Source organism: Campylobacter concisus, from assembly GCF_015229955.1.
Lineage (GTDB): Bacteria > Campylobacterota > Campylobacteria > Campylobacterales > Campylobacteraceae > Campylobacter_A > Campylobacter_A concisus_AT.
In genome coordinates this window covers 185,736-207,350 of the sequence record NZ_JAAKYZ010000002.1, presented here as the reverse complement: position 1 = coordinate 207,350, position 21,615 = coordinate 185,736, and the positions used below count along the sequence as shown (strand labels likewise).

At 39.1% G+C, this 21,615-nt stretch carries 19 protein-coding genes, 1 tRNA gene and 2 pseudogenes; 2 read left to right on the top strand and 20 right to left on the bottom strand.

The genetic code is table 11. From position 1 onward, the window contains the following. Positions 1 to 69: 69 nt before the first annotated feature. The 8 genes and pseudogenes from ttdA to G6W45_RS09930 all read right to left on the bottom strand — a co-directional run bounded on the left by ttdA (position 70) and on the right by G6W45_RS09930 (position 6,145). Positions 70 to 968: pseudogene (ttdA, locus tag G6W45_RS09995) on the bottom strand (L(+)-tartrate dehydratase subunit alpha). Beyond that, complete coding sequence (locus G6W45_RS05355) at positions 961 to 1,311, bottom strand: ribosomal maturation YjgA family protein (protein WP_242039069.1); 351 nt, start codon at positions 1,309 to 1,311, stop codon at positions 961 to 963. Before G6W45_RS05355 ends, ttdA begins: the two are co-directional and overlap by 8 nt. Before the next feature lie 158 nt (positions 1,312 to 1,469). After that, positions 1,470 to 2,216: a nickel pincer cofactor biosynthesis protein LarB gene (larB, locus tag G6W45_RS05350; protein ID WP_103593795.1), complete on the bottom strand. Its 747-nt coding sequence runs from the start codon at positions 2,214 to 2,216 to the stop codon at positions 1,470 to 1,472. Then, positions 2,203 to 2,982: an ATP-dependent sacrificial sulfur transferase LarE gene (gene larE / locus G6W45_RS05345; RefSeq protein ID WP_194167770.1), complete on the bottom strand. Its 780-nt coding sequence runs from the start codon at positions 2,980 to 2,982 to the stop codon at positions 2,203 to 2,205. Before larE ends, larB begins: the two co-directional genes overlap by 14 nt. Then, positions 2,954 to 4,372, bottom strand: coding sequence for a nickel pincer cofactor biosynthesis protein LarC (larC, locus tag G6W45_RS05340; protein WP_009649430.1), 1,419 nt, complete (start codon positions 4,370 to 4,372; stop codon positions 2,954 to 2,956). The genes larE and larC overlap by 29 nt, the downstream gene beginning before the upstream one ends. Before the next feature lie 53 nt (positions 4,373 to 4,425). Further along, a pseudogene (locus G6W45_RS05335) lies at positions 4,426 to 5,316 on the bottom strand (lactate racemase domain-containing protein); the annotation flags it as partial. 156 nt (positions 5,317 to 5,472) lie between these two features. Next, on the bottom strand, positions 5,473 to 5,748 hold the full coding sequence (locus G6W45_RS09935) for a transposase (protein ID WP_194167769.1): 276 nt from the start codon (positions 5,746 to 5,748) through the stop codon (positions 5,473 to 5,475). Then, complete coding sequence (locus G6W45_RS09930; protein WP_275944602.1) at positions 5,738 to 6,145, bottom strand: transposase; 408 nt, start codon at positions 6,143 to 6,145, stop codon at positions 5,738 to 5,740. The genes G6W45_RS09935 and G6W45_RS09930 overlap by 11 nt, the downstream gene beginning before the upstream one ends. A 52-nt stretch (positions 6,146 to 6,197) precedes the next feature. On the opposite strand from G6W45_RS09930, the gene G6W45_RS05320 reads away from it, so the two are divergent. Then, the gene (locus tag G6W45_RS05320) at positions 6,198 to 6,437 is read left to right on the top strand and encodes a restriction endonuclease (RefSeq protein WP_196780149.1); all 240 of its coding nucleotides are present in this window, start codon (positions 6,198 to 6,200) and stop codon (positions 6,435 to 6,437) included. A gap of 303 nt (positions 6,438 to 6,740) precedes the next feature. Continuing rightward, positions 6,741 to 7,955 carry an ATP-binding protein gene (locus G6W45_RS05315; protein WP_194167768.1) on the top strand — a complete coding sequence of 405 codons (1,215 nt, stop codon included), beginning with the start codon at positions 6,741 to 6,743 and terminating at the stop codon, positions 7,953 to 7,955. 41 nt (positions 7,956 to 7,996) lie between these two features. On the opposite strand, the gene G6W45_RS05310 is transcribed toward G6W45_RS05315, so the two are convergent. The 12 genes from G6W45_RS05310 to dnaG all read right to left on the bottom strand — a co-directional run bounded on the left by G6W45_RS05310 (position 7,997) and on the right by dnaG (position 21,583). After that, entirely contained in the window at positions 7,997 to 10,447 is a 2,451-nt protein-coding gene (locus G6W45_RS05310; RefSeq protein WP_194167767.1) for an aminotransferase, read from the bottom strand. Further along, positions 10,437 to 10,799 (bottom strand): plasmid mobilization relaxosome protein MobC, encoded by a 363-nt coding sequence (locus tag G6W45_RS05305; RefSeq protein WP_103649243.1) that lies wholly within the window; start codon positions 10,797 to 10,799, stop codon positions 10,437 to 10,439. Before G6W45_RS05305 ends, G6W45_RS05310 begins: the two co-directional genes overlap by 11 nt. Positions 10,800 to 10,948: 149 nt before the next feature. Then, positions 10,949 to 11,497, bottom strand: a complete 549-nt coding sequence (locus tag G6W45_RS05300; protein WP_103649244.1) for a hypothetical protein — start codon at positions 11,495 to 11,497, stop codon at positions 10,949 to 10,951. Then, positions 11,475 to 11,777 carry a hypothetical protein gene (locus tag G6W45_RS05295; RefSeq protein ID WP_103649245.1) on the bottom strand — a complete coding sequence of 101 codons (303 nt, stop codon included), beginning with the start codon at positions 11,775 to 11,777 and terminating at the stop codon, positions 11,475 to 11,477. Before G6W45_RS05295 ends, G6W45_RS05300 begins: the two co-directional genes overlap by 23 nt. Before the next feature lie 973 nt (positions 11,778 to 12,750). Beyond that, positions 12,751 to 12,827: transfer RNA gene (locus G6W45_RS05290), tRNA-Met, on the bottom strand. Between the two features lie 105 nt (positions 12,828 to 12,932). Then, on the bottom strand, positions 12,933 to 13,922 hold the full coding sequence (locus G6W45_RS05285; protein WP_194167766.1) for an argininosuccinate synthase domain-containing protein: 990 nt from the start codon (positions 13,920 to 13,922) through the stop codon (positions 12,933 to 12,935). Between the two features lie 59 nt (positions 13,923 to 13,981). Further along, a complete protein-coding gene (pepT, locus tag G6W45_RS05280) occupies positions 13,982 to 15,205 on the bottom strand; it encodes a peptidase T (RefSeq protein ID WP_194167765.1) in 1,224 nt (407 codons plus the stop codon). An 11-nt stretch (positions 15,206 to 15,216) separates the two neighbouring features. Further along, on the bottom strand, positions 15,217 to 16,527 hold the full coding sequence (gene dcuC, locus G6W45_RS05275) for a C4-dicarboxylate transporter DcuC (RefSeq protein WP_194167764.1): 1,311 nt from the start codon (positions 16,525 to 16,527) through the stop codon (positions 15,217 to 15,219). Positions 16,528 to 16,541: 14 nt separating this feature from the next. Then, complete coding sequence (gene pepE / locus G6W45_RS05270; protein ID WP_194167763.1) at positions 16,542 to 17,240, bottom strand: dipeptidase PepE; 699 nt, start codon at positions 17,238 to 17,240, stop codon at positions 16,542 to 16,544. After that, a complete protein-coding gene (locus G6W45_RS05265) occupies positions 17,237 to 18,556 on the bottom strand; it encodes an amidohydrolase (protein WP_194167762.1) in 1,320 nt (439 codons plus the stop codon). The genes pepE and G6W45_RS05265 overlap by 4 nt, the downstream gene beginning before the upstream one ends. A gap of 10 nt (positions 18,557 to 18,566) precedes the next feature. Beyond that, positions 18,567 to 19,802, bottom strand: coding sequence for a M20 family metallo-hydrolase (locus tag G6W45_RS05260; protein WP_194167761.1), 1,236 nt, complete (start codon positions 19,800 to 19,802; stop codon positions 18,567 to 18,569). A gap of 104 nt (positions 19,803 to 19,906) precedes the next feature. Then, positions 19,907 to 21,583, bottom strand: coding sequence for a DNA primase (dnaG, locus tag G6W45_RS05255; protein ID WP_194167802.1), 1,677 nt, complete (start codon positions 21,581 to 21,583; stop codon positions 19,907 to 19,909). Positions 21,584 to 21,615 lie beyond the last annotated feature (32 nt).

Below are 21,615 nucleotides of genomic sequence, written 5' to 3'. Positions count from 1 at the left end.
AGATCACGTCGCCGATCTTGATATCTGCTAGATCCTCGGCGCTTATAGGCGTGGTTAAAATTTTCTTACTCATAGCGCAAACTCCTTGTGCGATTTTACGTCGAAATTTAGATCAGCGTCCCAGACGATATGACCTTTGCGGTGCGACCAACAGCCCACATTTACAGCAACGGCTATGACGCTTGGATGGCGGGCGCAGTTTTCTATATGTACGCCCATAACCGAGCTTGCACCGCTCATGCCTTGTGGGCCCAGACCTATTTTATTTATGCCATCTTCTAGCAGCTTTTCGGTTAGTGCGGCACGTTCGTTTGAATTTTTAGAGCCAAGCGGCCTCATCAGCGCCTTTTTAGACAGCAAAGATGCCACATCGATCGAAGTTCCCACACCAACGCCCACTAGTAGTGGCGGACAGGCGTTTATGCCGTAGCTTGTCATTATATCCATAGCAAATTTAACGACGCCCTCATAGCCCAGCCAGGCATCAGCACGGTCGCCTTGCCAGGTAGGCTACAGCCGCCGCCTGCCATATATGTGTCTATCTCACACTCGCTGCTATTTGGCACGATCTCCCAAAACAGGCTAGGCGTGCCCTTGCCGACGTTTTTACCGGTGTTATACTCGTCAAATGTCTCGACACTGTTATGGTGCAGCGGAGCCTCGTGCGTCGCTCTCAGTACGGCCTCTCGAAGCAGCTCCTCAAGCTCTCCGATGAGCGGAAAATTTGCGCCACAACGGACGAAAAACTGGATCACGCCCGTATCCTGGCAGGACGGACGGTCTAGCTGCTTAGCTAGGCGCTGGTTTTCAAACATCGTTTTATAGATCTCTTTTGCCAGTGGTTGCGTTTCACGCTTACTAAGCTCAAGCAGCTTCGCCGTCACGTCATCAGGCAGCACCTTGCCCGTGTATCCAACAAATTTTGCCATAACCTCGGTCATCTTTTGCACGGCTTTTTCTTTATCCATCGCTTCTCATTTGCCAAATTTTACTTTCAAATTTTTCATAAGCGCCCGCTAGGACGCAGCCAACCGCGTAGCAGAGCAGATCGGCGAAATCAAACGTTCCGCCGATCATTACTTTTAAAATTTTATTTTCTATGCCTAGAATTTGCACGGCACCAAAATACTGCGCGAGCTCCGAGGCTGCCGCGAACGCGAAAATTTTAAGTGGCAAATTTGACGGCGGCGCGCTAAATGTAGCCCGCGTCAAAGCGTAAAGCAAGATAACCGCCAAAACGTCGCCCGTGTAGTGGCGCACAAAGCCGCCCTTTACGCAGATCGCGATGTAAATTTCTACCGCTAAAATCATGCCAGCCGCGGCTAAAATACTAGCCTAGTTCGCGCGCTTTGCCTTGTTTGCAGCTTTTGCATGCGCTTTGCAGCACTTTTTTGCTCGCTTAAATTTTCCTCTAGCAACGCTTTTCTTTTAAATTTAGCCGTTAAATTTGCCTCGCAAGCGGCGTAAATTCAGAGATGATTTATCAGGCTCGCGTTATACGCGGCGCCGAATCCGTTGTCGATATTTACGACGCTGACGCCGTTTGCGCAGCTGTTTAGCATCGCTAGCAGCGCCGCCAGTCCGCCGAAACTCGCGCCGTATCCCACGCTGGTGGGCACTGCGATCACGGGTACGCTCACGAGGCCTGCTAACACGCTAGCAAGTGCGCCCTCCATGCCAGCAACGGCGATGACGACCTTTGCACCACGTATCTCATCGAGCTTTGCGACCAGCCTATGTAGTCCTGCCACGCCTGCGTCGCTAAATTTACGCGTGTCGTTGCCTAGAAATCTCGCCGTTTCGTACGCTTCCTCCACTACCGCGCCGTCGGCGGTGCCTGCGGAAACTATCGCGATGTAGCTTTGCGTGAGCGCGGGCTCTTTAAATTTGACGCTGATGACGCGGCCACGAGCATTAAAATTTGCCTGCGGAAAGATCTCACGTATGCGTTCAAAAACATTCTCATTTGTTCTTGTGATTAGGATATTTTCATTTTTTTCGCCGATCACACTAGCAATTTGCAAAATTTCATCATCTGTTTTATTTGCCCCATATATCACCTCACCAGTACCATTTCGCAAAGCACGCTGAGTGTCGATCTTGGCGCATCCCACGTCGCTAAAAGGAAAATCCCGTAAAAACTCTATCGCTTCGCGCTCGCTTTTTTCGCCCGATTTTACGGTACGAATGAAATTTAAAGCCTCATCTCTCGTCATTTAAAATCTCCCCGCGAAGCCCTTTTAAATCAAGCAAAATATCATACTCGCCAAGCGAAGCAATCTCGCGTACGACGGCGCTAAAATCTCCCGCGCAAAAGCGCCTAGTCTCGCTCGCACCCATTTGCAGCCTAAAGGCTTTGCCGTCAAATCGCGCGCGAATATTTAAAAATCCGTGCGAGATTAGCAGATTTTCGGCTCGCTCCACGAGCGAAATTTCCTCCGCGGAAAACTCCCTATCGTGCGGTAAACGCGTCAGAAGGCACGCGTAGCTGGGCTTATCCGCGGTCGGCAGTCCAAGCTCGCGGCTAAGCTCTCTAATCTCTGATTTTTTGAGGCCTTTAAGCGGCGAAAGCACGCCAAGCTCGTCTTTTGCTTTAAGCCCCGGGCGGTATTCGCCAAGGTCGTCTAAGTTCGTACCGTCGGCGACGTTTGTAAAGCCTAGATGCTTTGCCAGCTTGATTAGCCGCGTAAAAACCGCCTTTTTACAGACGTAGCAGCGATCTTGCGGATTATTTTTTACCGCTTCGGGCGCTTCTAGCTCTAAAATTTCGTGCCTGATGCCGTAAGTACGGGTAAATTCCACCGCCTCTTTTATCTCGCGCCCCGACATATAGGGCGATTTTAGCGTGATAGCTACCGCGCGCCGGCCTAGCGTATCGGCGGCAACGCGCAGCAGTAGCGAGCTATCCACGCCGCCGCTAAACGCTACGGCTAAATTTTCCAGCTTTTTTATATCATTTTTTAGAATTTCTAGTTTCGTCATATTTTTTTAAAGTCTCGTTTCTAACCTCGCAGATCGTCGTTTGAAATCTCTGCGCGGCTTTTTTGCAGTCCTCGAATTCGGGCTTGATTTTTAAAATTTCGGGGTAATTTCGGGCTAAATTTTCATCCGTCGAATTTTGCTCGGCGTTAAAACCGTAAACCCGGCCGCGCGAAATTTTAAGCCTTATTTTGCCGTATTTAGTCTCTACTTCGCAAAACTCGCGCGCAAGCTCGGTTTTCCTCACGGCGCACTCTCTAACTCCGATCGCCGTCGTATGCGCGAAAATTAGCCCCTTTATCCGCGCGGCGTCCTGCTTGCGGCACAGCGCGTTTAGCTCAAAGCCCGCGCGCCCCTTTTTCATAAAAATAGACCTGCTAAATACGTCCAGCGCGCCGCTATCTCGCAAAATATCGCACGCAAAGGCAAAGCTCTCGGCGTCCATGTCGTCGATATTAGTGGAGATTAAAATCCGCTCGCAAAGCTCGCCATAGCCGATCTGCACGCTCAAATTTGGCTCATCTTTTAAGCCTAAATCCTCGCTCGTTTCGCAAAGTATCACGCGAAGTGCGTTGGCAAAATCTGCGACGTCTTTATCGCCAGCGCCGTAGCCCGTGCTTAAAATTTTAAAATTTCGCGGCGACTCGCGGCGGTCTTGCTCCCTTAAATTTAGTGCGCAGGCCTTTAAAATCGCCGCTCCTGTGGGCGTAGTCATCTCGAAATTCGCTCGCCCTAGGCTTACTTGCGCGCCTTTTAAAATTTCGCAAACCGCAGGCGCCGGTACGGTCAGCCTGCCGTGAGCGCAGTGCGCAAAACCGCCGCCAAGCTCGATAGGCGAAGCAAAAATTTGCGGCGCACCCAAGGCCTCCAAGCAAATAGCCGCACCCACTACGTCCGCGATGCTGTCCGCGGCGCCCACTTCGTGGAAATGTACTTGCTCTGCGCTAGTGCCGTGGATTTTGGCCTCGGCCTGCGCGATAACGCTAAAAATTTCGCTTGCCGTTTTTTTTACGAAAGCGCTTAGGCTAGAACCCTCGATAAGCTCTAAAATTTGCGTGAAATTTCGCGGACGAGGATGGTTTTGGGCGGGCTTATCTGCTCTAAATTCGGCGCCGTGAATTTTGCCGTTTAAATTTTGACGCGGGCTAAATTTAGCGCCTAAGAGGCCAAGCGGAAGCTGACCCCGATTTGCCGCGCAGACGACGTCTATTTTGGTTGCGGAGATACCGTGTTTTAGCACTTTGCGCTTGCGTAGGTAAAACTCGCTAGCTAAATTTAGCTTAGCAAGCTCGGCGCAAAGATAGCTAAAATCCGCGCCCAGATCCACCAGCGCGCCTAAATTCATATCTCCGCTAATACCGCAGCTAGCATCATAGTATAAAATTTTAGCCATACTTAAACCTTAGGCACAGTCATAGAGCCAAACGGCAAGATGACTATTTTTGCGTCCGCACCCTTTTGCGCCTGATAAAGGTCGACGTCCATCGGATAGGGCGCGACCGAGATCACGATATCTGCCTTGCGCGGAATATTTACGCAAAAGACCTCGTCTGCCTTTTTCACGCAGTCATAAAAACTATCGTTTAGATCGCCAGCACTTGCGTAATAGACGCCATGTTCGCTATCAAGCACGGTTTGTATAGAAAATACGTCGATATTTGAAAGCACCTTCATCGCATCGATCATATCTTCATGCACGGGGTTACCTTCAAGGCGCAGTGCCTGAGCGTCAGGACTAAGGGCTAGTTTGTGGTTTTGTGTGATGCTCTCGTATGATGCGGTGCCTGGCAAAAAGGCCTTTCTGCCGCCAGTATAGCCTGCAAAATAATGTGGCTCAACCGAGCCTATGACGATCACCTTTTTCGCCTCGGCCACGATTTTGTTTAGATACATCTGCGTGCCGTTTTTGCTCTCGCCTAAAAATACCATCTCATCATGCTTTGAGTCATGATCATGCACTTCATTTTTGGCTCTAATCTCAAGGTAAATTTCTTTAGAAAATATCATATTGTATTCGTCTAATGTTCCCTCTCTATGGCAGCCCGTGGCGATGATGAAAATTTTATTCTTATCGCGAATTTTTGGGTAAATTTGCTTTAAAATTTTAGCTGTAGGAGTCGGACGAGTGCCGTCGTTTACGATGATGACGATTTTTTCATCGCCAGCGATAAACTCATCAAAGCTTTTTTGATTTATCGGATTAGCTAGAGCCTTTGCGATGAGTGTCGTTTCGTCGAATTTAGTCACGGGGTTGGGGTTAAAAACTCTCAGTAAATTTTTTTCCGGAACGCTTAGGTCGATAATATCATCTTTGCCGTAGCGAATAGGAATTTGCACGTTTGCTCCTTAAGTATAATTATTAATTTTTTATCTTAGGATTATATATAAATTTTTCTTTTAAATGTATGTAAAAAGGGTATTCAATTTTTAAATTTATAGAGCGGATAAAATTTATTATGGTTCTTTGTCAATAGTGGGGGTGTAAAAACACCTCTATCTATTGCAAAGACGTAAATATATCAATTTTCTAAATCTTTCATAGTTTCTTAGTCCATAAGATACTCTTTTTATTACTTTTATTTTGTTGTTATTTCCTTCTACAAACCCATTGTTTATTTTATATTCTACTATATTTATTATCTCTTTTTTCCAACTTGTTATTGTATCTGCTAGTTTTATACTTTGCTTTATATTAAATACTCTCAATTTTTCAATTAATTGTTCTATTCTCCTTCTCATTGTCTTTACTGTCTTGCTCTCAAACATCATTGTAAAATTCTTTTATTATTCTATACATCTTTTTCAATGTCTTATCTACTTTTAATATCTCTTTTAATATTTCTTTTTGTCTTTGACTAAACTGACTTATTGGGCTTTTACTTAGTATTTTCCAATATTTTTTTAACTTCTTATACTTTTCATTGTCTTTGTTAAATAATTCTACTCTTAAATCTCTTAATGCCCATATCCCTTGTCTTATTACATGATATTTATCTGCTACTATTTGGGCCTGAACTATATTACTATTTATTACGCTTCTAAATGGCTTAAACATATCCATTACAACTACTTGTGGTTGTATTTCAAATTCGTTTATTATATTTTTTATTGTTTGTGAATGTCTATTTCTTAATATATCTACTAGTTTACGGTTTTTATCATACATCGCTAGCTGATATTTCTCTTTTTCTATATTTCCTTTAAATTCGTCTATATATATGACTGATGTATCTGGAGAGGTTTGTCTTTTTAGGGCGATTGCATTTTATGAGGGTGATATCAAGCACATTTATTTTGTCGCGGAGACTAAAGGGTCTATGAACTCTATGCAGCTTCGCCAAGTCGAAGAGTCCAAAATCCACTGCGCAAAGGAGCATTTTAAGGCTATAAGCAACGATAGCGTGGTCTATGACGTAGTGGATAGCTATAAATCACTACTGTATAAAGTTATGAGGTAAAAATTTATTGGGAAGTTAGGTCGCAATATAAAAGAGCCTGTGCAATATTCCAAAAATGGTTATTGTGCTGCTCCTTTTGAGGTAAAATTTGGCCACCATTTGTCAATATGAAAATCTGAGGTGATATTGCTTAAAACTCTACCAATAAAATACTCAGTGTGATGGAAAATCACAGTGACTGACTTAATCTTGCCAGTTTTAGTTCGAATTAAATTTAAATATACAATTATCTTAACCAAACCATCCTTGTAAATTTATATATATTGTAGTATTATACTCCTAAATATTTAAGGATAAAATACTATGTACATCAAACGAGCCGTAGCTGATGAGATAAAAGAGTATATGAAAAGCTTTCCTGTGCTTTTGATAAGCGGAGCTAGGCAAGTTGGCAAATCAACCCTTGCATTAAATTTAGATATACCAAACTACATAACGCTTGATGATATTAATATATATGAATCCGCAAGAAACGACCCAAAAGGCTTTATAGAACACTGCAATAAGCCTATCGTGATAGATGAGATACAAAGAGTTCCCATACTGCTTTTAGCTATAAAAGAATTTGTAGATAAAAACAGAACAAATGGTCAGTTCATATTAACTGGCTCTGCAAATTTAAAAGGCTTTAAAGATATTTCAGACTCGCTTGCCGGCAGGATAGGCATAGTAGAGCTATATCCACTTTCTCAAAAAGAGTTAAATCATAGTGATGAAAATTTGATAGATATTTTAAGTGGTGATATAAGCCATCTTGCACTAAAGAAGTATGATAATGAGGGCTTATCTGAAAAGATCATAAACGGCGGCTACCCAGAGATCACAAAGATAACCTCTGAAAAATCAAAATATCTCTGGTTTAGCTCATATATAAGAACATATATAGAATCAGACGCCAAAGAGATAGGCAACATCAGAAATATGGATAAATTTATCACCATGTACCGATTGTGTATGCTAAGAAGCGGCAATATCTTTAACAAAAACGAGCTATGTCTAGAGTCTGGGCTTGATAATAAGACGTTTGATAGCTATTTTAGCGTGCTGGAGCATACTTATCAGATCCAAAAGCTTCAGCCATACTTTAACAACGCTCTAAAAAGACTCATAAAAACTCCTAAAATTTTTGCTACCGACACAGGGGTGCTGGCACACTTACTTCAAATTTCATCAGCTCAAGATCTTGCAAATTCTTCATATAAAGGTGCCATATATGAGACATTTGTATTTGATGAACTACTAAAGGCAAATACAAGTAGCAAAAAACGAGCGAATATATACTACTACCGAACGAGCGATCAAAAAGAGATAGACTTTATCCTTGAGATATCGGGCAGACTCATAGCCATAGAGGTCAAATCCTCAAAAACTATCAGCAAAGATGACTTTAAACATATCTACCATCTAAAAGAAAATTTACAAAGTAAATTTGATAAAGGCATAGTCTTTTATGTTGGAGATACGGCCGTAAAACTAGATGATGATATGTTTGCTTTGCCGTTTGGTTTTATGGGGTGAGAGATGGCTAATAATTTGGTTCTATAACAGCTCATAATAGTCTATCTCTCCAAACTATCATACCCTGACTTTACATTTTGCTCTTTGCCCTCTATCTCATTTGATTGTTGTGTTGATTGCTCCACCCCAAAGTCCTTATCAAGTCCTTGATCGTGCAACTCTTGCTTTGTTATTTTTAGTGAGCCAAATGATATATAATCATTTATTAGAGAGATCTTATCTGTTTTATAACGCTCCTTTAGCTTATTAAAACCTTGCATATCTTGCCAATCTTTCATATAGGTTTTTATATTATAAATTAAGCCTTGATAGTTAATTTTAACTATATCTGGCAGGTATTTTTTAAAGCTTTCAGTTCTATTTATAAAAGCTAAATAGCATCTATTTATATCTAAATGGCCATCGATACCTTTTACGAAGCCTTCATATTCATTTTGTTTAAGTCCTAACTTTTTAATGACGCCATCATTTAAAAATCCGGTTTTTATCTTTCTGGCTGCTTCATAAAATTTATCTCTAATGTAGATATATGGAGTATAGTGTCTATTTTGGTTAAAAGAATAGGCTGTGTTTTCTTCTGGCAAGTATAGATATCTACTGTTATTATTAAAGAGTATTTGATAATCTTTATATTTTTTAACCACAGTATTCTCGTCAAAGTATTCTATTAGCTCTTTTATTGGAATCTTTGATGATATAGCTTGGTAGCTTGCTCTTTTAATATGCGAGTTGGTATCTTTTGGTTCATGACTAAGCTCATATTTTCTTAGATTTTGTAAATCTTCATATATGGCTTTAATATCCATATTATTAATATCTGTTTTTAAGCCAGCATCTTCAATGGCTCTTGTATTATCAAAAGTTTTTCCACTAATGCTTACAAGTTCAGATCCTGGCACTGGAGTGTAGTGAAATTTACTAGGATGCAAGCTGGAGTTATTTACTATGTTATATAGCCCAAGCTCTCTTGTTATCTCTTTTATGTATTCATCATATTCATTTAAGCTTGGAGCATCTGTTGTGGGTATGATGAGTTTAAATTTCTCTACTTTTGTGTCTGGTGTTTGATATGTGGTTGGGTATATGAAGCCTTTTATTCCTTTACTTTGTAGTAAATTTTGAGCATCATTTGCACTAAATTTAGAGTTATCTATATCATATATAAGCGTAGGAGTTATACTATCAATATTACCAGCTTCTTCACTTTTATCTTTAAAAGTTGCCACTGATATAGCTGAATAGTTTTTAAGTATTGATTTTAGATTGTATGGCTCTATTTGTATTGTTTTCCAGCTATTTAACACTTGAGTTTTTGGGTCTTTATTTGGCGTGCCAAAGTCACTACTTACACTTAATGTTATCTTTGGCTCATTTTTATTAGCTTGAAGCTCTATAAGCATTTGCTCTAGCTCATTAACTACGTGAAACAACGCTCCTTTTCTGCCATTATAGACTATCTTACACATTAGGTCAGTTAGATTATAAGTTCCCTTAAAACCATCCACTCTTACTTTATATTTGTCATTTACCATTTCAGGTTTTGCAGTGATGTTAAATTTTGCATTGATCATAGGCAAAAATTCCCTTATATCCACTGCATTAAGTCTCTTTGCCCTATCATAGTAGTCTTTTTTGAAACTCTCATCTTCTTCTATCATTCTTAATATATAATCAGCTGTAGAATTTTTAGCATCAGCTAGTAGCTCTTCAACACTTATATTGTGCTCTTTTATATTTGCTTTTGGCTCGATCACTACATCCGTTTCTATCTTCATCTGCGTATCTTTTTCTTTGCCTTTCTTAACCTTTTGTGCTGCACTTTTAAAGCTTTCATATTGCTTTTTTAGTTGGTCTTCATCCATACTTAAAGGCTCTATATTATTTAATCCATACTTGTTAGATAAGATGTCATTAACTACTCTTTTAAATTTCTCTGCTGATTTAGCCATAATAGCTTTTACTTGTTGCTTGGCTGCACCTTTTGTATATATTACTCCACCAGTTTTTACGCTATGAGTAAATTTCATATTTTCAAAAGAGACTATTAGATGAATATGAGGCTCTCTTTTTAAAGGTTCACCGTTTTTATGTTTCTTGTTTAATGTTCTATTTTCTAGCGCCCCTTCTGGACGAGGAATATATGGCTCTTCTTTTATTATAGGCAGATGAGCTTCAGCATAAAAAAGTAGCTCATCTATGTCGTGATTTGGGAAAGTTAGCCTCAAAAAATCCATTATAAGCTCATCTATATTGCCACTTTCATATAGTCTGCTCCACTCCTCTGAAGTAAATGACAAGGATATATGATAGTAGTTATGTTTCTTATTCTTTTTCTTTATCTGGTGCCTTTCAGACATCTCGATAAGATCTAAATTTCCAGCCAGTGGCAATCTATCATCTTTTTCATCTCTAGTTAGCTTTGAATCTCTTTTCTTGCCAGTTTTTAGATAATCGGCTATGCCCTTTTCTCCCTTTGAGATCTTAACTATCATATCTACTCCTTATTAGGCTTAAAATTTCAGTTAGCACTGATTGAGTTTTGTACAAATCTTCTTGTGCTCGCAGTATCACTTCTAAATCTATATTGCCACTGGTCTTATAAGCTATATTTAGTTTCTTTGCTATTTGATTAATGTTATTAAAAGGTCTAGAAAAATTTGCAAGGATTGCTGGATCTAGCTCCTTCTTTTTTATGGGTTCAGAGTTTGTAATTCCATTATCAATAAGATAGGAAATAATTTCTGATCTTGACATATCTAACTCTAGAGCTATTTTAGATAACTTATCATATTGTTGATAAGTTATCCTTGTGGAGAGCACTTTATCCTTAATGTTTTTTAGCATATGATATCCTTTCATAAAATTTGTTAGCGAGATGAAGCGTTTTAACGCTTCTTATATCTCGCATTGTAGCCCTCGGCAGAGCAAGATTATACAAGGTATGAAAACGAAGTGTCATACATTGTATGTGTCTTGCTATTAGAAAAATTTGCTTACTGCTGAACACTGCTGTCACCATTTGTGTTTAGCCATTTAGTAAAATCTTCGCTAGCTTTTTGGCTATCTTGGTTGTAGATATGAATGATAAAGCCTTTAAGATTAGACACGTTATAAAGTGCTTTATCTAGCTTATTTTGTAGTGCAGCTTTGGTTTCATTTGTCTTATGGCTATCATAAAACAAGTAGCCCAAAAAGAAGGTCGCTTCTATAAATAAAAAGGCAATTAATGCATATACTATCTTTTTCATCAAAGAGCTAAAAGATGAGTTAATCTTTGATATAGTTTTATCTGCACTCTTTAGAGTATTTTGAAAGTTGTTTCGGGCCTCTTTTGCTGCACTTATAAGTTCGGTATTTCCTTGCTTTATTAGCTCTATTTTTTCTTTAAAGCTTTTATCAAAGCTATCTGCGGTTTGATTAAAAAGTTCAATATTATTTCTAATATTTTCACTAGCCTTATTGCCCATTTCGATATGCTCTTGTAGAGCAATTACGGCATTTGCCGCAACTGCTGTATCGCTACTCTTGATTGTTAGTGCCATTGCTTAGCTCCTCATCGTTGTTTTTGTCTTCTTTAACCTCAGGAATTTGATCTGTATGAGAGGTTTGATGTGTGTCTTTTGCATCATACTCTTTCCTCCATTTGGAAAACTCCTTGTTTGATAGCTTGATGTTAAAACGACCTTCGATTACTAGCCTACACTCTTTGATCGTAGCTTGTCGTGGAAACAAGACTTCAAGGCATGCTTGTTTAATCTCCTGTTTTGTTTTATTTTTTCTAATAGCCTTTAAATCATTTAAAATAATTTTTTTACTAGTCATATTTTTCCTCCTATGACTTTTTAAAAATTTTATAAAGACAGCAATAGCTATCTCACCAAAATAGACATACTTATAGCGTGCCCAATAAACTCAATATGGTTGGTACTAATGAAGTTTTTTTATTTAAGTAGTTTAAAAGTAGAGAACGATTACAATAAGGGTTCTCGCAACTTATCGTAGAGGTTCTCTTTAACTAAATACTTAAATAGAACCTCTGCTTTTAATTAGTTTTATTCATGTTGGTTCCTTTTTAAATTAATATATTTTTAAAAATTGTGAGCATTATAATCTTTTTTTATAGCCGAGTCAATGAATTTGATAGTAAGTAGAATAAAAAAATGATTTTATGTTTTAAAAAGCACGATATATCAAGGGGTTTTTGCTTATAATTGATTGTATAGCATAAAAATACTTATAAATTACTTAATGCTAGTATTTATATGAGGAATCGAAACAAATATCTTAAAATTACCAAATAAAAATTATTGCATCATCATCAATTGCGCACCAAATACTCTCCAAACAAATTCTCAAATTTTGCCTTTAAATACTCTGACTCTTTTATCTTTATAAATGGTAGCCAGTATTTGACATACGCAGGATCTCGTGATGCTTATGCAGCCTATCTCTATTTTGTGTTTTATTGCTAGGAAATATGAATAAATCATAATCATCAAAAATATTTTTTAGCCCATATTCAATAGCTATAAACGCCATTTTTACTACACATCTATACTCATTTTATTTAAGTTATGGTAAAAATTTAACCCAGTAGAGTGACAGATTATATCATAGTAGATGATTCGTTAAAAAATTTTACTTGTTTTTTAAAATTTTACAAAAAACGTGTTAAAATTACTGCAAGCTTAAAAATTTGCTACATAAAATTTTATTTTGCTACAAACATTAAGCTATATTTCATGAAAGGTGACTGCAATATAATATTGTAGAAACATCGTAGTTTAGGTATTTATGGTGTCACGGGGGAGACTTGAACTCCCGACCTCCGGCTTATGAGACCAGCGCTCTAACCAGCTGAGCTACCGTGACACTTTAAAATAAGTTTCGGATTATATAATTTTTAAACTTATTTGTAGATAAAAACCATCTTTATCTACAAACACAAAGTAAAAGCACCAAGAATCAATAAAACGTCTATTTTACGAAATAATTTTGAGCTAGAGATTTATCCTCAGGTGTGATACTAAATTTCTCGCCAGCGATGCTAACTTCAAATTCATTCTCTCTGCTTGCTTTTGTATAAGCTAATGCGAGCCTTGCGGCCAGCTCTTTGTCAGCTTTACTAGCGTTTTTGCTTATGAAGCTAACGGCTCCCACGATATCATCGCTCTCTTTAAATTTCACCTGTTCAAATTTATCATTTGGATGCGCCAAAAGAGCGTTATTATCGCTCTCGTCACGTCCTATTATCATTTTTGCACCATCTGGCAAGCGCAGATGCCTACCAAGTTTTAGCCACGTTACATCGATATCTCGCATCTCTTTATCAAAATTTAGATAATCCTTTATCTTCACAGCAAAACTCTCGATCGTTAGCAAACACCCACCTCCAGGCATTGCAAAGTCCTCAAAGCCAAATTCCTTTGCCAAAGCAAGCTGTGGCTTTCTATCGCGCCCGCTTATATCAAGCAGCTTCTCTCTATCGACCCAGCCCTCTCGCTCTGGCTTAGTTGGTGGCAAGAGCCTAGCGCACATCGGACGAAGCACTAGATCATCCTCGTCATCAGCTAGGCGCTTAACCTGAAAGAGTGCGTCTCTTCGCTGACTCATCGGTCTTTGTCCCAGAACTTCGCCTGTGATGATAAAATTTGCATTTTCACTTTTTAGCATATTTAGAGCTGTTTTAAACATATATCCGTGGCAGTCAATACATGGATTAAACTGCTTGCCGTAGCCGTATTTTGGGTTAAAAAGTACATCACGAAGATACTCATTTCTCATATCAACCACTTTTAAGCTAGCTCCAGCCAAAGCTGCACGGCGTCTTAAAATTTCATGTTTTTCTTCATCTACGCCAAAACCAGTATCCATATAAAGTGCAACTACTTCGATGTTTTGATCGCTTATGATTTTGATCGAGAGCATGCTATCAAGCCCTCCGCTAAACAAAGCTAAAGCCTTCATTTTTATCCTGAAAGTAAAATTTAAAGCCTAAATTTACTAAATCTAGGCTTTTATGAAGTTTATTTAGCAGCGTTAATTACGATTTTTTTGATGACTTCGCTCGCGGCTTTTAGACTGCTAACTGGCAAATACTCGAAGATGGAGTGAAAGTTATTTGCCCCTGTGAATAAATTTAGCGTTGGCACACCTTTTGCAGATATCACAGCTCCATCATATCCGCCGCGCATCGGCTTTATATTTGGCGTGATATTTAGCTCGCTAAAGGCATCCTTTGCTAGTTTTATCGGAAGTGAGTTTTCGTCTTTTAAAAATTTAAAGACGTTTTCATAGCGTGTTTTTAGCGTGATCTCACAACGCTCACCATAAATTTTGTTAAAAGAATTTGCCATATCGCTTAAAAACTCAAGCCTTTTTTTAAATTTCACCTCACCAAATTCTCTTATGTCGATCTTGAGCGTCGTTTTTGCACTGTTTCCGCTAAGCTCTTTTACCCAGAAATAACCCTCTTTGCCCTCGGTACACTCTGGTACTTCGCCACCTGGCAAAAGCGAGATAAATTTATGCGCAAGAAGTAGCGAATTTACAAGCTTACCCTTTGCGTTCATCGGATGAGCCGAAACGCCTTTAAAGACCATTGTGCAGTCAGCCGCGTTCCAGTTTTCATATATTAGCTCGCCTATCTCGCAGCAATCTAAGCAGTAGCCAAAATCAGCTCCTAGCAAATTTACATCAAGTGCTTTTGCCCCAAGTAAGCCCTGCTCTTCATCTGGCACGAAGCAGATCACGATTTTACCGTGCTTTACATCAGGATTTTGCATAAAATAGCTAGCCATATTTACAATGCTAGCGATCGCAGCCTTATCATCAGCCCCAAGCAAGCTAGTGCCGTCAGTCACGACTATGTCGTCACCAACGTATTTTTTAAGCTCTGAGTTGTCGCTAAATTTTAGATAAATTCCCTCCTTTTCGTTTAGGCAGATGTCGCCGCCTGTGTATTTTACGATTTTAGCTTTGGTATCATTTTTTTGCTCACTACTTGTATCTAAGTGCCCAAAAAAGGCGATGCTTGGAGCATTTTCGCAGTTTGCAGGAATTTTTGCTATCAAGATAGCATTGTCTTGTAAGATAATATCTTTTATGCCTAGTGAGCTAAGTTCATCTTTTAAAAAACGAGCCAGCTCATACTCGGTTGGATTAGAAGGCATGACGCCTTTTAACCCATTTTCTTTATTTGTTGTGGTGTTAAATTTTGTGTAGTTTAAAAATCTCTCTACGATATCCATTTTTCATCCTTTTAGATGACAAAAAATGCAATCGCTACAACAGAGACAAACATCCCTAAAAATGTTCTTTTAGCGATTTCAACTGGACTAACCATCGCAATGCCTGCACAAACGATAGCAGCACCGGCAATCGGAGAAGCTGATCTACCTAAAGCACCAGCAATAGCTGCTGCCATACCAAGCTTATCTTGCTCAAAGCCAAGTGCAGCGGCATTTGTTGTGACAGCTTCGTTAAATGCAAATGTAGCAGCATCACCTGAACCTGTAACTATACCCATGATAAATGGCACAAATGTTCCGCCAAATTTAACGTAACTTTGATCTGTTTTTAGCCATGCGATGACCACATCAACGGCTCCACATGCCTTTAGGCCAGCGACAAAGACACCAGCTGCGATGATGATACCCGTAACATCAGCATAAGCGTGGCCCATTCCGTTAAAAAATTCTTTTGTGATCTTTTGCGGATTTGTAAGCGTAGCAAAAATAGCTATGATAGCACCTAGTATCATCGCCTCAGCAACGCCCATCTTTGTCCATGCAAGAAAGCTATAATCTTTTGCAAGGCTTGTTCCGCCAATAACCAAAATAACAAGTGGAACTAGAGGCATAATAGCGTAGATGAAATTTACTTTAAATAGCGACTTCTCTTCGCTAACAGCACTACTTTCAAGAGTGAAATTTGTATTTTTTTGATAGTCTTTAAGCAGTATTGCAACAATAACTAATGCGATCACTACGATAACAAGAGCAGTAAATGCACTTGGAATTTGCACTTTTATGACATCTTGAACTGTATAGCCCTCAACCGTTTTTTTAACAAGATCAGCTACATAGACGTTGTGAGCCGATCCCGGGCTTAAGACTCCACCAAATGTACCCGCAAAAACAGCAGCACCAGCCATAGCTGGGCGGATACCTGAAGCCATTAGAAGCGGTATAAGCGTTGCACCAACAGCAGCGGAACATCCTGCAGCTGAAGGGATAGCGATATTTATAAAATAAGTTAGCACGGTTGTTGCAGGGATTAGTATAAAGCCTACATTTTTAAGCGGCTTTGTAAGAAGTGCGACAAGGTGTTTATCACACATCGTGTATTTCATAACAAAAGCAAAACCCATACTTGCACAAATCGCTTTTATAAGCCCTGCTTTAGTCATATAGTCAGTAAAAGCACTTAGTGCCCCCATCGGTTTTAGTGCGATTATACAAAGCACTAAACCAACACCTATTAGCACCGTTCTTGTCTCCTTTTTTAAGACTAGAAGTGCTACAACAGCCGCGATGCCAAGAATGGCAGCAATTAGCTTAAATGTTTCCATACCTCTCTCCTTGTTTAGATTTTAAATTTAGTTCCAACTTCTATTTTTTCTATCTCTTTTTGATACTCAAATTTTAAAATTTCACTGTGTCCTATGACCTGGGCCTCGCTACCCTCTATGAGCAAAGCCGTGCCTTCAGGCAGTGCGTAAATGGTCTCTTTTGGATTAGCTATTAAAAATTCCTCCAATCTCTCCTCCCTGCTCTCGCCGTTATGGCCTGCTAGCTTGCCACTTATGAAGTGCGGATTGATCTGATATGGGAAGATATTTAAGCTATCAAAGGACTTTGGCATGATGATAGGCATATCATTTGTCGTCATCATCGTCTTGCCAGCGATGTTTGCACCAGCTGACCAGCCAAAGTATTTTGTGCCATTTGCCACAGCTTCTTTTATAGGCTCAATCAAATTTAGCTTATAAAGCATGTAAAGCAGCATAAAGGTATTTCCGCCACCAACTGCGATACTGCTAGCATTTTTGATAGCTGAAATTTTATCCTCGTAGTGATGGATTGATTTTATATTGCTATTTTTTAATCTATCAATTACTTTTTGCTCATACTCGTCATTTGTTCGCCTAACTCCAGCATAAGGGATAAATAAAATTTCTTCCTTGCCGCATTCACCTAAAAATTCCTTAACCCAGTTTTTGCAGTGTCTTAAGTAGCCAGTATCTTGGTAGCTTGAAGCGCTGATTAGTAAAGCATTTTTCATTTTTTTACTCCATTTAATTTGTAAGCAGATCTTAGATAGACATCGACTCCAGCCACCAAGCACTCCTCATCAAAGTCAAATTTACAGTTGTGATGGCCTGCTTTTAAATTTGTTCCTATCATCATATAGCCACTCTTTGCGCCCCTATCTTGCAAAGCTCTCATAAAATGAGCAAAATCTTCACAAGCACCAAAATCAAGCTCTTTTACGATCTTGTCATCATCTATAAATGGACTTTGCTTTGCAGCTTCATAGAAAATTTCTGTTACTTCTTTGTCGCTATCGGCTCCGTTTGTGCCACCAGTTTTTACGACTTTACTCTCTACGCCATAAATTTCGCTCACGCCTTTAACGATATCCATGCATCTTTCATACATAAAATCATTTAAATTTGTATCTTCACCTCTTGTTTCGCAAGCTAGATAGCCATTTGGCGCGATGACGTTTCTGCCCTCACCTGCTTTTAAAACGCCTACGTTTATCCTGGTCACGCCTTTTGCATGTCTTGTAATACCATGCATGCTTAGTGCCATTTGAGATGCAGCTAAAAGTGCATTTGCGCCATCTTGAGGTGCTCCTGCTGCGTGAGCTGAACGACCGGTGATATGTACGTCAAATTTTGAAGTTGCAAGTAGCTTATTTGTCCCGCAGATGATGCCTCTATTGGTTTTTGCTTGAAAGCCGATGTGACCACCCAGTAGATACTCTACACCATCAAGCACACCAGCAGCCTCCATAGCCACAGCGCCTCTTGTACCCTCTTCTGCTGTTTGGAATATAAATTTAAATTTGCCGTTAAATTCATCTAAATTTTCAGCTATAAGTTTTGCCACACCAAGACCGATAGATGCATGTCCGTCGTGTCCGCAAGCGTGCATGATACCAGCGATATCTGCGCCAAAACCCTCTTTATAAGGTCTGTGAGTAGGCTCATCACTCTCTGTCACATCAACACTATCAATGTCAAATCTAAATGCTGTAAATTTACCAGGCCTTTTCGTATCTATAAAGGCAGTTAGTCCAGTTAAGCCATATTTCATATAAGGAAGATATTTTGCCTCTTCAGGACTTAGGAGTTTTTTGGCTCTTTCTATTGCTTTTTCACATTGCTCTTTTGAACCAAGACCAAGCCTTGCATCAGCTTTAACGACCTTGTCGCCAAGGCTTATTTCATAACCAAGATCACTAAGCCTCTTTGCTAACACAGCGGTTGTAAAAAATGTAAACCAACCAGTCTCTGGATGCGAGTGAAAATACCTGCGATCCTTGATCAGCTCATCTTTTAAAGAAAGAGCCAAATTTGCTATCTTATCCATAGATTTCTCCTTATTCATTTGATAGTTTAATTAGTGCATTTGTTAAAATTTGTGTGGCTTTGAAAGCATCATCAAAATTTATAGCCTCTGCTATATTGTGACTGATACCACCAACGCAAGGTATAAAAAGCATGCCAACGCTACTTGCAAGTTTTGTTAGATTCATCGCATCGTGTCCAGCTCCGCTTGGCAAAGTAAGCGTTTTTATGCCCAGTTTAGCAGCCTCTTCGCTTAGTAAATTTATAGCATGCTCGCTAAGTTTTACTGGCTCATCACTACTTAGTTCTCTTATCTCATAACTAAAATTTAGCTCACCGCTTAGCTCTTTTATAAAATTTCTAAGCTCTAAATTTAGCTCCTCTAAGCTTGCCTTATCAATATCTCTTAGATCAACTCCAAGCCTCGCCTCACCTGGTACGACGTTTAAAACGCCTGGCTTTGCATGTGCGTAACCAACAGTAGCCACAGCTGTTTTTTTGTTTTTAGCAAATTTATTGGCAGCGATTATGATATGCGAAGCAGCCAGCAAAGCGTCACTACGCATATTCATCGGAGTTGCACCGCTGTGATCTGCCTTACCATGAATAATAATTTCAAATCTAATAGGAGCGGCGATCCCACTTACTACGCCAACGCTTATGCCGCTTCGCTCAAGCACTGGGCCTTGTTCAATGTGAAGTTCTAAATATGAATGAATTGAGTGTTCTTTTAAAATAGAATCATTTAAATTTTGCGGTTCAAGTCCAAATTTACTCATCGCTTCAAAAAGCGAAATGCCGTCTTCGTCTTTTAATTCATGAAGCCTTTGTAGGCCAAGTTTGCCGCTTATTATCTTGCTGCCAATTGTCGCTGTCTTGAACCTACTTGACTCTTCACAGCAAAAATTTATAAGCCAAAGTGGGCGTTTTAGTTTAATGCCAGCTTCTTTTATCGAGGTTAATGCTTCAAGTCCTGCCATGACACCAAGCGTGCCATCATAAAAGCCACCATTTGGCACACTGTCGATATGAGAGCCTACGCAAACCGGCTTTTCACCTGGCTCACAGCCATCGTCATATATGGCATATATGTTACCGACATTGTCAATTTTAAGTTTAAAGCCATTTTCTTCTATTAAATTTATAAGAAAATTTCTAGCTTCCAAGTCTTCTTTGCTAAATGCAAGCCTTGTTAGCCCTCCACCTTTTAATGCTCCAAATCTACTTATAGCACTAAAATTCGCCTCAAATCTTTTAAAATTTATCATAATAAATCCTTAAAAATAAAACTAATCTTAAAAACATTTATTACTTTGAACATTTTACATTTAGTTTTATGATTTAAAGCTGAATAAGTGTTAAATTTTGAAATCTAATTTTTTTGTAGTTTGTTGTGTAAGCCTTTAATAATCTCTGAAATTTTTTGCATTAATTCGATTTTATTTGGTTTTTGTGATTTTCTAGTATCTTCGCGAAACTTCTCATAGTATTTTAGTTTTAGCTTTAAAATGGCCTCTTTAAGGCTCTCTTCACTAGAAGCTACGTTTGAGCTTTCATCAACATAAATTTCTCTAACAAGTACCGCGTTATCTTCAATATTTGGCAATAAAACAGCCTGAAAATAATCTTTATGGTGCAAGAAGAATTTCTCCTCGAGCTCGTTTAAAACGATAGCTTCGTAATTTTTATTTGCTAGCATGCTCTTTAAAACGCTAAATTCCAAAATATCAGTTTTATCTTTTTTTTGAGCCGTTTGTTTATTTATTGCAGCATTTGTAAAATTTTGATCTTGTCTATTTATATATCTTTGCCCATGAAGACTAAAAGTATTTAGCTCTATTTTGAGTAAATTTGATACCAGTAATTCGTAGCTTTTTGCGATTATTGGCTTTAGAGAATTTGTAAATTCCACTATCTCTTCTAAGCATTTTTGCTTTTGCACTGGGCGCGTAATATCATATTTTTTTACAACTTGCTCAATATAAAACTCGCCAAGCTCAGTCCCTGAGCCAAACATCTCTTTTAGCTCGTCGCTTCTACCTGCAAAAACCATATCCGCAGGGTCTGCACCATCTTTTATAATGACAACACTTCCATCTATTTCGTTTTGTACCAAAAGACGAGATGATTTTATAGCGGCATTTATACCAGCCGAGTCACCATCAAAACAAAGCACTACACTTATCTCTCCCCTTTTTAAAAGTGGTAAGTGATTAGTCGTAAGCGCAGTCCCAAGCACAGCAACGGCGTTTGTAAAGCCAGCAAAGTGCAGCATGATAACATCTAGATATCCCTCTGTGATGATGATCTGCTTTTTTTCAAAAATGCTTTGTCTAGCTAAATGATAGCCGTAAAGTAGCTTTGACTTGTCAAAAACCATGCTTTGTGGAGAATTCACATATTTTGCAGGATGATCTGAGATCGTTCTGCCACCAAAGCCAACTAATTTTGCCGTGTGCGCATATATTGGAAATGTGATACGCTCGATAAAACTAGCATAAATTCCCTTCTCGTTTTGCTTTACAATGCCAACTTCAAGCGCCTCTTTTGGCTCAATATTTTCATTTTGTAAAAGCCTAATGGTACTAGCACTATCCCCAGCCCAACCAAGCTCAAATTTCTCGATCATCGCATCATTTATACCACGAGAATAGATATATCTCACAGCGGCTTCATGCTTGAAAAATTCGCTCCTATAAAAAGCATTTACCTTTTCTAAAATATGCTTATTTTCTTTTTGTGTTGGGGCTTTGTCACTTGTGTATTCGAGGCTAAAATTTACAAGGCTAGCTATTCTTTCGATAGCCTCAGGGTAGGTAAGTTTCTCATAATCCATTACAAATTTAATCGCATCTCCGCCGGCCTTGCAAGCAAAACAGTGAAAAATTTGCTTGCTTTGACTTATGCTCATGCTAGGATTTTTGTCGTCGTGAAATGGGCAGACGCATTTGTAGTTTGCACCCATCTTTTTGACTGGCAAATAGTGCTCTATAATGTCAACGATATCGATTTGATTTTTGAGTTTTTCTATGGATTTTGGATCTATCATAAGCAAAATTATACAACCGCTTTGTTATAATT

Excerpts from the sequence above, each read along its gene's own strand:
- G6W45_RS09935 (WP_194167769.1), bottom strand. The coding sequence starts at position 5,748 with ATGATGTTTGAGAGCAAGACAGTAAAGACAATGAGAAGGAGAATAGAA.
- G6W45_RS05300 (WP_103649244.1), bottom strand. The coding sequence starts at position 11,497 with ATGGCACTAACAATCAAGAGTAGCGATACAGCAGTTGCGGCAAATGCC.
- pepT (WP_194167765.1), bottom strand. The coding sequence starts at position 15,205 with ATGGATATCGTAGAGAGATTTTTAAACTACACAAAATTTAACACCACA.
- G6W45_RS05265 (WP_194167762.1), bottom strand. The coding sequence starts at position 18,556 with ATGGATAAGATAGCAAATTTGGCTCTTTCTTTAAAAGATGAGCTGATC.
- G6W45_RS05320 (WP_196780149.1), top strand. The coding sequence starts at position 6,198 with ATGACTGATGTATCTGGAGAGGTTTGTCTTTTTAGGGCGATTGCATTT.
- G6W45_RS05310 (WP_194167767.1), bottom strand. The coding sequence starts at position 10,447 with ATGATAGTTAAGATCTCAAAGGGAGAAAAGGGCATAGCCGATTATCTA.
- larE (WP_194167770.1), bottom strand. The coding sequence starts at position 2,982 with ATGACGAAACTAGAAATTCTAAAAAATGATATAAAAAAGCTGGAAAAT.
- dnaG (WP_194167802.1), bottom strand. The coding sequence starts at position 21,583 with ATGATAGATCCAAAATCCATAGAAAAACTCAAAAATCAAATCGATATC.
- G6W45_RS05285 (WP_194167766.1), bottom strand. The coding sequence starts at position 13,922 with ATGAAGGCTTTAGCTTTGTTTAGCGGAGGGCTTGATAGCATGCTCTCG.
- pepE (WP_194167763.1), bottom strand. The coding sequence starts at position 17,240 with ATGAAAAATGCTTTACTAATCAGCGCTTCAAGCTACCAAGATACTGGC.
- G6W45_RS05295 (WP_103649245.1), bottom strand. The coding sequence starts at position 11,777 with ATGACTAGTAAAAAAATTATTTTAAATGATTTAAAGGCTATTAGAAAA.
- G6W45_RS05315 (WP_194167768.1), top strand. The coding sequence starts at position 6,741 with ATGTACATCAAACGAGCCGTAGCTGATGAGATAAAAGAGTATATGAAA.
- G6W45_RS05260 (WP_194167761.1), bottom strand. The coding sequence starts at position 19,802 with ATGATAAATTTTAAAAGATTTGAGGCGAATTTTAGTGCTATAAGTAGA.
- larC (WP_009649430.1), bottom strand. The coding sequence starts at position 4,372 with ATGGCTAAAATTTTATACTATGATGCTAGCTGCGGTATTAGCGGAGAT.
- G6W45_RS05355 (WP_242039069.1), bottom strand. The coding sequence starts at position 1,311 with ATGATTTTAGCGGTAGAAATTTACATCGCGATCTGCGTAAAGGGCGGC.
- G6W45_RS05305 (WP_103649243.1), bottom strand. The coding sequence starts at position 10,799 with ATGCTAAAAAACATTAAGGATAAAGTGCTCTCCACAAGGATAACTTAT.
- larB (WP_103593795.1), bottom strand. The coding sequence starts at position 2,216 with ATGACGAGAGATGAGGCTTTAAATTTCATTCGTACCGTAAAATCGGGC.
- dcuC (WP_194167764.1), bottom strand. The coding sequence starts at position 16,527 with ATGGAAACATTTAAGCTAATTGCTGCCATTCTTGGCATCGCGGCTGTT.
- G6W45_RS09930 (WP_275944602.1), bottom strand. The coding sequence starts at position 6,145 with ATGTATGATAAAAACCGTAAACTAGTAGATATATTAAGAAATAGACAT.